This is a genomic window from Sphaerisporangium sp. TRM90804 (assembly GCF_029846175.1).
In the GTDB taxonomy this organism is placed as follows: domain Bacteria; phylum Actinomycetota; class Actinomycetes; order Streptosporangiales; family Streptosporangiaceae; genus Sphaerisporangium.
The window spans coordinates 114895-128248 of record NZ_JARWAC010000001.1 but is presented as its reverse complement, the minus strand read 5'-3'; the positions used below and the strand labels follow the sequence as shown (position 1 = coordinate 128248).

The following is a 13354-nucleotide window of genomic DNA, read 5'->3' as shown; positions in this document are numbered from 1 at the left end:
CGATGGAGTGTCCTTTGCGGCGCCGCGTCGGTGAGACGTAGCACGGCCAAAACGGCGCCGCCACACGGCGCGCGACACCGGGGCCACCCACCCGCACCCTGCACCACCCTCCCCGCCCGATGGAGTGCCTTGCGGCGCCGCGTCGGTGAGAAGTAGTGCGGCGAAGTCGGCGCCTTCCTACGGCGCGCAACCCGGTGAACGGCTGCGGGCGGTCGTGCGCGCGATGGTGGGAGTTGGGCCGGTGAGGGTCGCCCTTGGTGAGGCTGCGCCGAAAGCACCATTTCGCAGGCGGGCGGAGGGCCGACGCTCACCGCTGGGGTGAGCCCGCGGATCCTCGCTGGATCCATGGGCGTCCCCTGGCAGCCCGGACGTTCGCAGGGTTGCGCGCCGTACGGCGGCGCCGTACTCGCCGCACTACCTCCCACCGACGCGGCGCCGATAACAGGGACCGTGCAGGTGGAGGGTGGCTGAGGCGGTTGCCTGCGCGACGGTGGGGTGGAAGGCGAGCGAGGGGGTCGCCCTTGATAAGGCTGCGCCGAAGGCACCATTCGCAGGCGGGTGGGCAGGTGGTTCGCCTAGAGCTTTTCGAGCGGGGCGTAGGCGAGCAGGAGGGTCTTCTCGCCGCCGGAGCCGAAGTCGATCTTGACCTTGGTCTTCTCCGCCATGCCTTCCACGGTGACGACGGTGCCCAGGCCGAAGGAGTCGTGGGAGACGCGGTCGCCGGGGGTGAGGTTGGGGATCACCCGGCCGCCGGTCTTCTTCGGGGCGGGGGCGGAGGCGCGGCTCTGGCGGGAGGTGGCCGCGCCCCAGGCGGTCTTCGCGGGGTCGCCGCGCCAGTCGAGCAGGTCGGCGGGGACCTCGGCGAGGAACCGGGAGGCCGGGTTGAACGCCGGGGCGCCCCACGAGCTGCGCACCGCCGCGCGCGAGACGTACAGGCGCTGCTGGGCGCGGGTGATGCCGACGTAGGCCAGCCGGCGCTCCTCCTCCAGCTCGCGCGGCTCGCCCAGGGAGCGCATGTGCGGGAACACGCCGTCCTCCAGGCCGGTGAGGAACACCACCGGGAACTCCAGCCCCTTGGCGGTGTGCAGCGTCATCAACGTGACCATGCCCTGGTGATCCTCGCCCTCGGGGATCTGGTCGGCGTCGGCCACCAGCGAGACCTGTTCCAGGAAGTCGACCAGCGTGCCGTCGGGGTTGGCCTCCTCGAACTCCTGGGCGACCGAGATCAGCTCGTTGAGGTTCTCCAGCCTGCTCTCGTCCTGCGGGTCGCCGGAGGTCTCCAGCTCGGTGCGGTAGCCGGTGGCGGCCAGCACCTCCTCGGCGACCTCGGAGATCTGCAGCTCCTTTCCGCGCAGCTCGTCGAGCAGCGTGACGAACTCGCGGATGGCGTTCACCGACCGGGTGGCCATGCCGGGGACCTCCTCCACCCGCCGCATGGCCTCCCAGAACGGGACGCGCTCGCGGGCCGCGAAGGCCTCGACCATGGCCTCGGCGCGGTCGCCGATGCCGCGCTTGGGGACGTTGATCACGCGGCGCAGCGACACGGTGTCGGTGGGGTTGGCGAGCACACGAAGGTAGGCCAGCAGGTCGCGGACCTCCCTGCGCTCGTAGAACCGCACGCCCCCGACCACCTTGTACGGCAGGCCGGTGCGGATGAAGATCTCCTCGAAGACGCGGGAGGCGGCGTTGGTGCGGTAGAACACGGCCACCTGGCCCGGCGTGACGTCCTCCTCGTCGGTGAGGCGGTCGACCTCCTGGGCGACGAACATCGCCTCGTCGTGCTCGTTGTCGCCGACATAGCCGATGATCTTGGGCCCGGCGCCCTGGTCGGACCAGAGGTTCTTGGGCTTGCGGCTCTCGTTGCGCGCGATCACCGCGTTGGCGGCCGACAGGATGGTCTGGGTGGAGCGGTAGTTCTGCTCCAGCAGGATGGTGCGGGCGTCGGTGTAGTCGCGCTCGAACTCCAGGATGTTGCGGATCGTCGCGCCGCGGAAGGCGTAGATCGACTGGTCGGCGTCGCCCACCACGCACAGCTCGGCCGGGGCGACCGTGCCCGGCCGCACGAGGTCGCCGTCGGCGGTGCGCAGCTCGGGACGGCCGACGAGCTCGCGGATCAGGATGTACTGCGCGTGGTTGGTGTCCTGGTACTCGTCGACGAGCACGTGCCGGAAGCGGCGCCGGTAGTGCTCGGCGACGTCGGGGAAGAGCTGGAACAGGGTGACGGTCAGCATGATGATGTCGTCGAAGTCCATCGCGCCGGCCTCGGTGAGCCGCTGCTGGTAGGTGCGGTAGGCCTCGGCGAGCGTGCGCTCCAGGTGGGTCTGCGCCTTGCCGGCCGCCGTCTCGTAGTCGATCAGCTCGTTCTTCAGGTTGCTGACCTGCGCCGAGAACGAGCGCGGCGGGTAGCGCTTGGGGTCGAGCTCCAGCTCGCGGCAGACCATCGCCATCAGGCGCTGGGAGTCGGCCTGGTCGTAGATCGAGAAGCTCGGGGTGAAGCCCAGCCGCTTGGCCTCGCGGCGCAGGATGCGGATGCAGGCGCTGTGGAAGGTGAGCACCCACATGGCCTTGGCCCTCGGGCCGACCAGCCGCTCGACCCGCTCGCGCATCTCTCTGGCGGCCTTGTTGGTGAAGGTGATCGCCAGGATCTCCTGCGGCTGCGCGGCGCGCTCGGCCAGCAGGTAGGCGATGCGATGGGCGAGCACCCGAGTCTTGCCCGAGCCCGCGCCCGCGACGATCAGGAGCGGGGTGCCCTCGTGGACGACGGCGTCCCGCTGCTGCGGGTTGAGGCCGTCGAGGAGGGGGTGATCAACGGTGGGGTTCACGGCGCGGCTCGACACGCCCCTAGGTTATGGCGCGCCACCGACAGTGGGCGCCTCTTCGGCGCCACCGGGGCACCGGGCCGCCGGGCGGGCCGGGCCGACCGGCGTGGCCGGACGGCGTCCGGGTGGAAATATCGAGACAATGCCCTTTGTTCACCGCCCTGTGAACCGAGGAGGACAATCGTGACCGCGCTGGACGACTCACAGATCAGTCGAGTGCTCGTGGTGACCGCGCACCCGGACGACGTGGACTTCGGCGCGGCGGGGACCGTCGCGACGTTCACCGACAAGGGTATCGAAGTGGTGTACTGCGTCGTCACCGACGGTGACGCCGGAGGGTTCGACCGGGGCGTCGACAACGGCTCGATGGCGACGCTGCGCCGCGCCGAGCAGACCGAGGCCGCCAAGCGGGTCGGCGTCTTCGACCTGCGGTTCCTGGGCTACGGGGACGGCACCTTGGAGCCGACCCTGGGCCTGCGCCGCGACATCGCCCGCGTGATCCGCCAGGTGCGCCCCGACCGGGTGATCACCTCCACCCCGGAGCGCAACTACGCGCGCATCGGGCCGAGCCACCCCGACCACCGGGCCGTCGGCTCCGCCACGCTCGACGCGGTCTATCCCGACGCCCGCAACCCGTACGCCTTCCCCGAGCTGCTGGCCGACGAGGGGCTCGATGCCTGGACGGTGCGCGAGGTGTGGCTGACCGGGGGCCAGGCGTCGGACCACTACGTCGACGTCACCGCCACCCTGGACCGCAAGCTCGCGGCGCTGCGGGCCCACGTCACGCAGACCTCGCACATGGACGACGGCCTGGAGAAGTTCGTCAAGGCCTTCCTCGGCACGAACGCCAAGGCAGCGGGCTTGCCCGACGGCGCCTACGCCGAGGCGTTCCAGGTCGTCACCACGGCCTGAGCCTTCGCCTGCGCCGCCTTCCCCTCCTTCGCGCGGGAGACGCGCCGGGCGACGCGCGCCGCGACGTACCCGAGCGAGTTGGTCGCCAAGTGGGTGAGGGACGGCGCCAGCAGACCCCCGTGCCAGCGCAGCTCCTGGAAGAACACGCCCACCACGCCCGTGGAGATCACCGAGCCGACGACCACGGCCGCCGCGGGGACCCCCCGCCCGCCGGACGTCCCCGCCTCCCCGGGCGGGGCCGTCTCCGTCGCCCGGCCCGGGCTCTCCCCGGCGGTGAGCCGGCCGAGCGCCGGGTTGGCGTCCGCCATGTCGAGGGACGGCAGGATGTGCCAGAGCCCGAACAGCGCCGAGGACCCCGCGACCGCCGCCACCGGCCCGTAGGCGCGGCCCAGCGCGGCCGGGAGCACGCCCCGGAAGGCGACCTCCTCCAGCAGCACCGTGCCGATGGGCACCTGGACGAGGATCTCCTCAAGCAGCCGGGCGCGTGACAGCGCCAGAGCCCGGTCGTCGAGCAGCAGGGCCCGGGTGCGCGACGTCGCCAGCCCCCCGGCGTAGGCGGCGGCGACCGCCGTCGCGAGGGCGCCGCCGATCACGGCGCCGCGCCGCCGGCGTTCGAAGCCCATCTCGGCCCACGACAGCCCCGACCGCCGGGCCAGCAGCACAAGCGCGCCCGTGGCGGCCGCGGAGGTCACCGGCCCCAGCCGCGGGGCGACCCGGTTGTTGACGACGTTCGCCGCCGCCAGCACGGCGACGGCCGGCACCAGCATGCCGCGCGGCCCGGACCTCCCCCGCCTCAGCACGCGTCGACCCCGTTGTTGTAGCCGCCGGCGAACGCCTCCTGGCGCTGGGCGGGCGTGCCGTGGGCGTCCTCGCGCCACCAGGCCTCCGTGGGGTCGCCGGCCGCGGCCAGGTTGGCCAGCAGCTCGGCCTCGTCGCCGCTCTCGGCCTCGATGCGGTTGCTCTTCATGAGCCCGCTGAGCGCGCCGCCGGCGTAGCAGTCGGCCTGCAGCTCGCGCTGGATGCTGAGGTCGAAGCCGGACTGGAGCTGCGCCTGGACGGCGTGCCCGATCTCGTGCGGGATGATCAGGTAGACCGAGCCGTCCCCCAGCTCCTCGTACAGCTTGCGCATCCATTCCTGGTCGTAGGCGACGAAGTGGCCCACGGGGCAGTAGAAGGCGTTCTCCGGCACGGCGGGCTGGCCGCCGCAGTCGGGCCCGTCCTGGCCGGAGTAGGGCACGAACCGCTGCAGGGGCCGGTACTCCCTGCCCGATGCCTGGAAGGTCTGCCGCCAGTAGTCCTCGGTGAGCGCACGCGCCAGTTCGACGTCCTCCTCGAACGTCTGCCCGGCGGGCTCGGCCGAGCCCCCCTCGGAGGGCGTGCGTGGGCTGGGGGCGGAGAACTGGTCCTTCCAGTAGTCGAGGGAGGAGCAGCTCGCGGCGAACACCGCTGCGAGCACGAGCGGCAGGAGGGCGCGTCGGGTCACCCCCTCATCCTGGCGGACCGCACCGCCGCGCGCGCGGGCCCGTCCCTCCGCGAGGGACGACGCCCCGGCGGGGGACGGTCACACCAGCCGGCGGGCGGTGGCCCAGCGGGACAGCTCGTGGCGGTTGGAGAGCTGGAGCTTGCGCAGCACCGAGGACACGTGGGTCTCGACCGTCTTGACCGAGATGAACAGCTCCTTGGCGATCTCCTTGTAGGCGTACCCCCGGGCGATGAGCCGCAGCACCTCGCGCTCGCGGGTGGTCAGCGAGTCGAGCTCGGGGTCGATGGACGGCGCCTCGGTGGAGGAGAACGCGTCGAGCACGAAGCCGGCCAGCCGGGGCGAGAAGACCGCGTCGCCCTCGGAGACCCGGACGATCGCGTCGGTGAGCTCGGTGCCGCTGATCGTCTTGGTGACGTAGCCGCGCGCGCCGCCGCGGATCACGCCGATGACGTCCTCGGCGGCGTCGGAGACCGACAGCGCGAGGAAGCGCACCGGGGCCCCCGCGCCGAGCACCCGGCGCAGCACCTCCTGGCCGCCGCCGCCGGGCATGTGGACGTCCAGCAGGACGACGTCCGGCTTCAGCTCCGCGATCGCCGACACCGCCGACTCGACGTCCTCCGCCTCGCCGATCACCTCGATCCGCGGGCCGAGCTCCGCGCGCACCCCCGACCGGAAGAGCCGGTGGTCGTCCACGATCAGGACCTTGACCATGTTCACGTCGCCTCACACCTCGGACAGACCATCACGACTTCTCCCGCCTCATCGTCAGCATCACTTCCGTGCCCTCGCCCGGCGCGGTCTTGATCCGCGCCGAGCCGCCGTGGCGCTCCATCCGGCCGATGATCGACTGGCTGATACCCATGCGGTCTTCCGGAACATCGTCAATGATGAACCCCTTGCCGCGGTCTCGGACGAAAAGGGTAACCTCGTCCGCTTCAACCTCGGCGTAGACCGAGATCACCGGCGCTCCGGCGTACTTGGCGGCGTTGACCATCGCCTGCCGCACCGCCTGCAGCATGGCGCGCAGGTTGTCCTCCAGCTCGCAGTCGCCCACGCAGACGATCTCGATGGGGATGCCGTGCTCGTCCTCGATCTCGGCGGCCACCCGCCGCACGGCGGCGGCCATGGAGGCGTCGGCGTCGGCCTTGGGCTGGTAGAGCCAGTTGCGCAGCTCGCGCTCCTGGGAGCGGGCCAGGCGGGTCACCTCGAAGGGGTCCTGCGCGTTGCGCTGGATGAGCGTCAGCGTGTGCAGCACGGAGTCGTGCACGTGGGCGGCCATCTCGGCGCGCTCCTCCTGCCGGATGCGCTCCCTGCGCTCCTTCTGGAGCTCCTTCCACAGGGCCGTCAGCCAGGGGGCCGCGATCAGCACCAGGCCGCCGACGACGACGGCGGTGAAGACCAGGCCCGGGCGGGCGTCGGCGAGCTGCCCCTGGGCGGCCAGGAAGCCGATGGCGCCGACCACCACGAGCAGCAGCCCGATGGCGGTGCGCACCCACGAGCGCCGCACCTGCCGGACGGCGTCGGTCATCCAGCGCTGGCGCCGGCCGGGCTCGGCCTGCTGCCACAGGATGAGGGTGCCGATGCCGCCGACGGCGATCGACCAGGTGCCGACCCCGCCGGTGGAGGCGCCCGTGAGCCAGCCGAACGCCGTCAGCGCCATGCCGAGCACCGCGTACGCGGTCACCTGGCCCCAGTCGCGGCCCGGGGCCGGGCCCTCGTGCGCCTCGCGCGGGGTGAACATCCACAGGGCGGCGTAGGCGAGCAGGCCGAGGCCGTCGAGCACGCTGAGCAGCACGAAGGCGAGGCGCAGCACGACGGGATCCAGCCTCAGCTGGGCGGCGGCGCCTTGGGCGACGCCCGCGACGAGCCGGCCTCGCATGGGCCGCATCATCCGGGGGAACGCCTCGGGAAGGGTCGGGGACTCAGACATCTCTCGCATCGTCACACGTGAACGGGCCTTCGCGCATCAGGGCGCTCCCTGACTCCTGCCCTGACCGGTCGGGGAAGAGTCAGGGGTGTCCCGGATGGCGGGACGGGACGCCCACGGCCACGATGAGAACATGACCGAAGCGGGCGAAGCCGGCACCACGTCGGCACCGGGTACGTTCGCTCCCGTGGATGAGGAGCGCGTACTCAAGCGTAGTAGCGACGGTCGCATGCTCACGGGCGTGTGCGCCGGGCTGGGCCGTTACACCGGGATGGACCCGGTGATCTTCCGGGTGGGCTTCGCCGCCCTGGTCGTCGGCTCGGGCATCGGCATCATGCTGTACATCGCGGCGATCCTGCTGATGCGGGCCACCGACGGCGGGCCCGGCTACGTCGAGCAGTGGACCCGCCGGCTCTTCGACGCCGACACGGTCCTGGGGCTGCTGGCCGCGGTCTTCTCGTTCGGCCTCATCGTCAACCTGGCGGCGGGCGGCATCAGCACCGCCACCGTGATCGTCGGCACGCTGCTGGCGGTCTCCCTGCTCGCGGCGCACGCCCGGGGCGCCGACCTGCTGGAGCTGGCCAAGACGCTGCCCGAGCGCATCAAGAGGGCGAGCGTCGCCGGCGCCCACCAGCCGTTCGGCTCCGCGGAGGCGGCGTCGCCGGCCGGCGAGTACCGGCCGTTCGACCCCCGGGCGGGAGCCCCGTCGGCCGCGTTCACCGCACCAGCCGGCCCGGGCGCCTTCTCACCCGCCACCGGCCCGAGCACCTTCTCGCCCCCCGGCGCGCCAGCGCACGCGGACACCTCCCCGCCCGTGGACACGCCGGCCCAGGCCGGCGCGCCGGCCGCGACGGGCCCGGCCATGGAGACCCCCCGCGACGCGGAGACGAGGCCCTTCGCGGACGCGGGGGCGGCACCGCCCACCTCGGAGTACCGGCGCCTGTCGGACCTCATCGAGGCGGCCCACAACCGCATGGACTCCCGGACCCCGAACACCCGGATCCAGGACCAGCCGGAGCGAGACCAGGGAGGGTACGGCCGGGGGCCGTACGGCCCGGCCGGTTTCGACTCCTCGGGGGAGCCGTTCGCCCCCCGCGGCCCGTACAGCAGGCCACCCGGCCACGACCCGGACGGCTCTCGCCGGGCGTACGCCCCACAGCCCTACCCGTGGAGGCGGCCGGGAGTTCCCGAGGAGAGCACGGCGGGGGCGGCGAGCGAGAGGCGGCCGGGGCCCCGCATCGGGGGAATCACGCTTCTCATCGCGTTCGTGGTCGGAGGAATCATGGTCGCCACGCAGTCACCACCCACATCGGCCAGCCTTCCGCTGGTCGGCGGGGTGGTGCTCATCCTGATCGGGGCCGGGCTGCTCGTGGCGACCTGGTTCGGGCGGGGCACGGGCCTGGTGGCCGCGGGGACGGTCGTCGCGCTCGTGCTGGTGGCGGCCGCGGGGACGACCGCCGCCACGACCGGGCTGCCGCGCAACGTCGGCACCTACGTCTGGCACCCGATGGACGCCGCGCAGGCCGTACGCACCTACTCGGTGGACATCGGGGACGGCACGCTCGATCTCGGCGACACCCTGTTCGTCCCCGGCTCGCGCACGCGGTTCGACGCCTCGGTGTCGGTCGGCCAGCTGAAGGTGATCGTGCCGCGGTCGGCCCGCGTGGAGGTCTCCGGCTACACGCGGGTGGGTGAGGTGAAGATCGAGCACAAGGTCAAGGGCGGCACCGACATCGAGCACATCGCCGTGCTCGAACCGGACGTGACACCGCGGGGCGGGCCGCCGCCGGGCGGGGCGCCGGTGATCGAGCTGCACCTCAAGGCCGGCATCGGGGACGTCGAGGTGCGCCGTGCCGCATAGGACCGACTGGCTGTCGCTGCTCGCGGGCCTGCTGTTCATCGGCCTGGGCATCCGCTACCTGGTCGACGACCCCCCCGACACGCTGGTGATGGGGTTGATCCTGGTCTTCGGGCTGGGCCTGGCCGGGTTCGTCGCCATCATCGCCAAGGCCATCCGCAGGCGCTGACCCGGCGCGTCTCCGCGGTGAAAGGCGGCCGTGTTTTGGCGCCACGGGGGTTGACCCCGTACATCAGGGGCGTACTTTCGCATTTGTCGGTTCTCACTCCACTCACACCACAGCCGTCAGTGCGCTCGCCTCGTCACCATCCCCTCTGACGCACGTTCCGCCTCCGCGAGGCCCGCACGGCCGGCGCACGCCACCGAGCCTGCCAGCCCGCGCGCATGGAGGGACGAATGACTCGTATCAACGTCACCGTCGACGGCGTCACCTATGAGGAGGACGTCGAGCCACGCCTGCTGCTCGTCCATCTGCTGCGAGATCGGCTGGGTCGGACCGGGACCCCCATCGGCTGCGACACCAGCAACTGCGGCGCCTGCACGGTCATGCTCGAAGGCCGGAGCGTGAAGAGCTGCTCGGTCCTGGCCGTGCAGGTGGACGGCCAGGACATCGTGACCGTCGAGGGCCTGGCCTCAGGCGGCACCGACTGGCACCCGATGCAGCGGGCCTTCCACGAGGAGCACGCCCTCCAGTGCGGCTACTGCACGCCCGGGATGATCATGGCCGCCATCGACCTGCTGAAGGACGACCCCGACCCCTCCGACGAGGCGATACGCAAGGGCCTTGAGGGCAACCTGTGCCGGTGCACCGGCTACACCAACATCGTCCGCGCCGTACGCCGCGGCGCGCACAGCATGAGCCAGGACCCCGAGGCGGCAGCGGCGGGCGCACGATCGGCGGAGGAGCTATGACGGAGGAGATCGACGCCGGAATGGTGGCGCGCCGGATCGCCGAGGACGGCGACCTGAGCGAACCGGCCCCCGGCAGGAACGAGGTCGGCGCGGCGCGGCGGCGCAAGGAGGACGCCCGCCTGGTCACCGGGCGCACGAGGTGGACCGACAACATCCAGCTCCCCGGCATGCTCTACGTGGCGTTCGTGCGCAGCCCCATGGCGCACGCGCGCGTCACCAGGGTGGACACCTCGGCCGCGCGGGCGATGCCCGGCGTGGTCGCCGCGCTGAGCGGCGCCGACCTGGCAGGCGAGCAGGGCAGCCTGCCGTGCGCCTGGCCGGTCACCGAGGACATCGTCCTGCCCGACCACCCGCCCATGGCGGTGGAGGAGGTGCGGTACGCCGGCGAGGCCGTCGCCTGCGTCATCGCCACCGACCGGTACAAGGCGGCCGACGCGCTGGAGGCGGTCGAGGTCGACTACGAGCCGCTCCCGGCCGTGCTCGACATGGTGAAAGCCCTCGAAGAAGGCAGCCCGAAGGTGCACGAGGCGGGCAACCGCTCGTACGTGTGGAAGTTCGGGACCGGCGACGTGGACGCGGCGTTCCGCGACGCGCCGGTGGTCATCGAACGCACCTACGTGCAGCAGCGGCTGATCCCCTCGGCGATGGAGCCGCGCGCCGTGGTGGCCGAGACCGACGGCGACTTCTTCACGCTGCACTCCTCCACGCAGATCCCGCACATCCTGCGCATCATGCTGGCCCAGGTGACCGGCATCCCCGAGCACAAGCTCCGCGTGGTCGCCCCGGACGTCGGCGGCGGGTTCGGCTCCAAGCTGCAGGTGACCGCCGAGGAGGTCATCCTGCTGCTCCTGGCCAGGCGGCTCGGCAAGCCGGTCAAGTGGACCGAGTCGCGCTCGGAGGGCAACCTGACCGTCCACCACGGCCGCGACCAGATCCAGCGCCTGGCGCTCGCGGCGGACGCCGACGGCCGGCTCAGGGGCCTGCGGGTCGACCTGCTGGCCGACATGGGGGCGTACCTCATGCTGGTCACGCCGGGGATCCCCATCCTCGGCGCGTTCATGTACAACGGCATCTACAAGATGGACGCCTACGACTTCACGTGCACGGGCGTGTTCACCACCAAGATGCCGACCGACGCCTACCGCGGCGCCGGACGTCCGGAGGCGACGTTCGCGATCGAGCGCCTGATGGACGAGCTGGCCGACGAGCTGTCCCTCGACCCCGTCGACCTGCGGCGGCGCAACTGGATCGGCCACGAGGAGTTCCCCTACACCACGGTCGCGAACCTGACCTACGACTCGGGCAACTACGAGGCCGCCACCGACCGGGCGCTCGCGGTGTTCGGCTACGACAAGCTCAGGGCCGAGCAGGCCGACCGGCGCGAGCGCGGCGAACCGGTGCAGCTCGGCATCGGCGTGTCCACCTACACCGAGATGTGCGGCCTGGCGCCCAGCCGGGTGCTGGGCTCGCTGAGCTACGGGGCCGGCGGCTGGGAGCACGCGTCCGTGCGCATGCTGCCCACCGGGAAGGTCGAGGTCGTCACCGGCACGAGCCCGCACGGGCAGGGCCACGAGACCGCCTGGAGCCAGATCGTCGCCGACGCGCTCAGCGTCCCGTTCGACGACGTGTCGGTGATCCACGGCGACACGTCCTCCTCGCACAAGGGCATGGACACCTACGGCTCGCGCTCGCTCGTGGTGGGCGGGATCGCCGTCGTCCAGGCGTGCGACAAGGTCAAGGAGAAGGCCCGGCACATCGCCGCGCACATGCTGGAGGCGTCGCCCGACGACGTCGAGTTCGCCGGCGGCACGTTCCGGGTGCGCGGCACCGACGCCGCCAAGACGATCCAGGAGGTGGCCCTGGCCGCGTTCGCCGCCCACGACCTGCCGCCGGGCGTCGAGGCCAGCCTGGACTCCGAGGCGACGTTCGACCCCGAGAACTTCTCCTACCCGCACGGCACCCACCTGTGCGCGGTGGAGGTCGATACCGAGACCGGCGCGACGAGGATCCGCGAGTACGTCGCCGTGGACGACGTGGGCAACGTGGTCAACCCCATGATCGTCGAGGGTCAGGTGCACGGCGGCATCGCCCAGGGCGTCGCGCAGGCGCTGTTCGAGGAGGCGGTGTACGACGCCGAGGGCAACCTGCTCACCACGACGATGGCCGACTACCTGCTGCCGTCGGCCGCCGACCTGCCCGAGTTCACCACCGACCGCACCGAGACCCCGGCGACCAGCAACCCGCTCGGCGTCAAGGGAGTGGGCGAGGCCGGGACGATCGCCTCGACGCCGGCCGTGGTGAACGCGATCGTCGACGCGTTGCGGCCGTTCGGCGTCAAGGACGTTCCCATGCCGTGCACCCCCGAACGGGTGTGGCGCGCAGTACACGGAGGTGGCTCGTGATCCCGGCGTCGTTCGACTACGTCCGCCCGGCCTCGCTGGAGGAGGCCGTCGCTGCCCTCGACGGCGCCGGGGAGGAGGCCAAGGTGCTGTCGGGCGGGCAGTCGCTGCTCCCGCTGCTGCGGATGCGGCTCTCCTACCCGAGCGTGCTGGTCGACGTGGGCCGGCTGGAGGAGCTCCGCGGCATCCGTGACGAGGGCGGCCACCTCGCCATCGGGGCCGCCGCCACGCACGACGAGGTCGTCAGGTCGCCGCTGGTCAACGCCGAGTGCCCGCTGGTCGCGCTCGCCACGGCGACCGTCGCCGACCCGGCCGTCCGGCACCGGGGCACGTTCGGCGGCTCCCTGGCGCACGCCGACCCGGCCGGCGACCTGCCGGCCGTGGCGGTCGCGCTGGACATGGAGTTCGTCATCCGCTCCTCCTCCGGCGAGCGGATCGTCGCGGCGCGGGACTTCTTCGTCGACTACCTGGAGACGGCGCTCGCGCCCGGCGAGATCATCACCGAGATCCGCGTGCCCAAGCTGGGCGACGGCTGGGGCTTCCACTACGAGAAGTTCCACCGCACGGCACAGGCGTGGGCGACCGTCGGCGTCGCCGCCGCCGTCCGCGTGTCCACCCAGGGCGGCAGGCACATCGAGGAGGCGCGGGTCGGCCTGACCAACATGGGCTCGACGCCCGTGCGGGCCACGGAGGTCGAGGCCGCCGTCCGCGGCGCCGAGCTGAACGGCCAGGCGGGCACGAACGGCTCCGGCGGCGGGGGCAGCGTCAACGGCCACCCGCGCTCCCAGGAGGGCGCCGCTCCCGGCAACGGCAATGGCGCCGGCTCGGCCCCGCACGGCGGCCCCGGCCCGAGAGGCGCCCTGCGCCAGGCCTCCGAACTGGCCGCCGAGGGCACCTCCCCCCCGACCGACCTGCACGGCGGCCCCGGCTACCGCAGACACCTGGCCCGAGTCCTCACCTACCGCGCCCTGGGCACCGCCGCCAGAAGCGCATTGGGGGGATGACCAACCGGCCGCCTTCCCTGAAGGGTGCCTTCGGCGCGCT

At 72.4% G+C, this 13354-nt stretch carries 10 protein-coding genes and 1 pseudogene; 6 read left to right on the top strand and 5 right to left on the bottom strand.

The window, feature by feature from the left end:
* Positions 1-575: 575 nt before the first annotated feature.
* The gene (gene pcrA, locus PYR91_RS00580; protein ID WP_279776849.1) at positions 576-2837 is read right to left on the bottom strand and encodes a DNA helicase PcrA; all 2262 of its coding nucleotides are present in this window, start codon (positions 2835-2837) and stop codon (positions 576-578) included.
* Between the two features lie 162 nt (positions 2838-2999).
* Between pcrA and PYR91_RS00575 the strand changes: the two genes are divergently transcribed.
* Positions 3000-3731, top strand: coding sequence for a PIG-L family deacetylase (locus PYR91_RS00575; protein WP_279777088.1), 732 nt, complete (start codon positions 3000-3002; stop codon positions 3729-3731).
* Here the strand turns inward: PYR91_RS00575 and PYR91_RS00570 are convergent.
* The 4 genes and pseudogenes from PYR91_RS00570 to PYR91_RS00555 form a co-directional block, all read right to left on the bottom strand.
* Entirely contained in the window at positions 3695-4531 is an 837-nt protein-coding gene (locus PYR91_RS00570) for a CPBP family intramembrane metalloprotease (protein ID WP_279776847.1), read from the bottom strand. The two genes, PYR91_RS00575 and PYR91_RS00570, sit on opposite strands and share 37 nt — an antisense overlap.
* Positions 4525-5232 (bottom strand): annotated as a pseudogene (locus tag PYR91_RS00565) (neutral zinc metallopeptidase); the annotation flags it as partial. The pseudogene PYR91_RS00565 and the gene PYR91_RS00570, both read right to left, overlap by 7 nt.
* A gap of 60 nt (positions 5233-5292) precedes the next feature.
* Complete coding sequence (locus tag PYR91_RS00560) at positions 5293-5925, bottom strand: response regulator transcription factor (protein WP_279777087.1); 633 nt, start codon at positions 5923-5925, stop codon at positions 5293-5295.
* Between the two features lie 31 nt (positions 5926-5956).
* Positions 5957-7144 (bottom strand): ATP-binding protein, encoded by a 1188-nt coding sequence (locus PYR91_RS00555; protein ID WP_279776846.1) that lies wholly within the window; start codon positions 7142-7144, stop codon positions 5957-5959.
* A gap of 94 nt (positions 7145-7238) precedes the next feature.
* Between PYR91_RS00555 and PYR91_RS00550 the strand changes: the two genes are divergently transcribed.
* From PYR91_RS00550 to PYR91_RS00530, 5 genes are all read left to right on the top strand, one after another.
* Complete coding sequence (locus PYR91_RS00550) at positions 7239-9002, top strand: PspC domain-containing protein (RefSeq protein ID WP_347942810.1); 1764 nt, start codon at positions 7239-7241, stop codon at positions 9000-9002.
* Positions 8992-9168 carry a hypothetical protein gene (locus tag PYR91_RS00545; protein WP_279776844.1) on the top strand — a complete coding sequence of 59 codons (177 nt, stop codon included), beginning with the start codon at positions 8992-8994 and terminating at the stop codon, positions 9166-9168. Before PYR91_RS00550 ends, PYR91_RS00545 begins: the two co-directional genes overlap by 11 nt.
* A gap of 227 nt (positions 9169-9395) precedes the next feature.
* A complete protein-coding gene (locus PYR91_RS00540; RefSeq protein WP_279776843.1) occupies positions 9396-9911 on the top strand; it encodes a 2Fe-2S iron-sulfur cluster-binding protein in 516 nt (171 codons plus the stop codon).
* A complete protein-coding gene (locus PYR91_RS00535; RefSeq protein ID WP_279776842.1) occupies positions 9908-12313 on the top strand; it encodes a xanthine dehydrogenase family protein molybdopterin-binding subunit in 2406 nt (801 codons plus the stop codon). The genes PYR91_RS00540 and PYR91_RS00535 overlap by 4 nt, the downstream gene beginning before the upstream one ends.
* Entirely contained in the window at positions 12310-13314 is a 1005-nt protein-coding gene (locus PYR91_RS00530) for a xanthine dehydrogenase family protein subunit M (RefSeq protein WP_279776841.1), read from the top strand. Before PYR91_RS00535 ends, PYR91_RS00530 begins: the two co-directional genes overlap by 4 nt.
* Positions 13315-13354 lie beyond the last annotated feature (40 nt).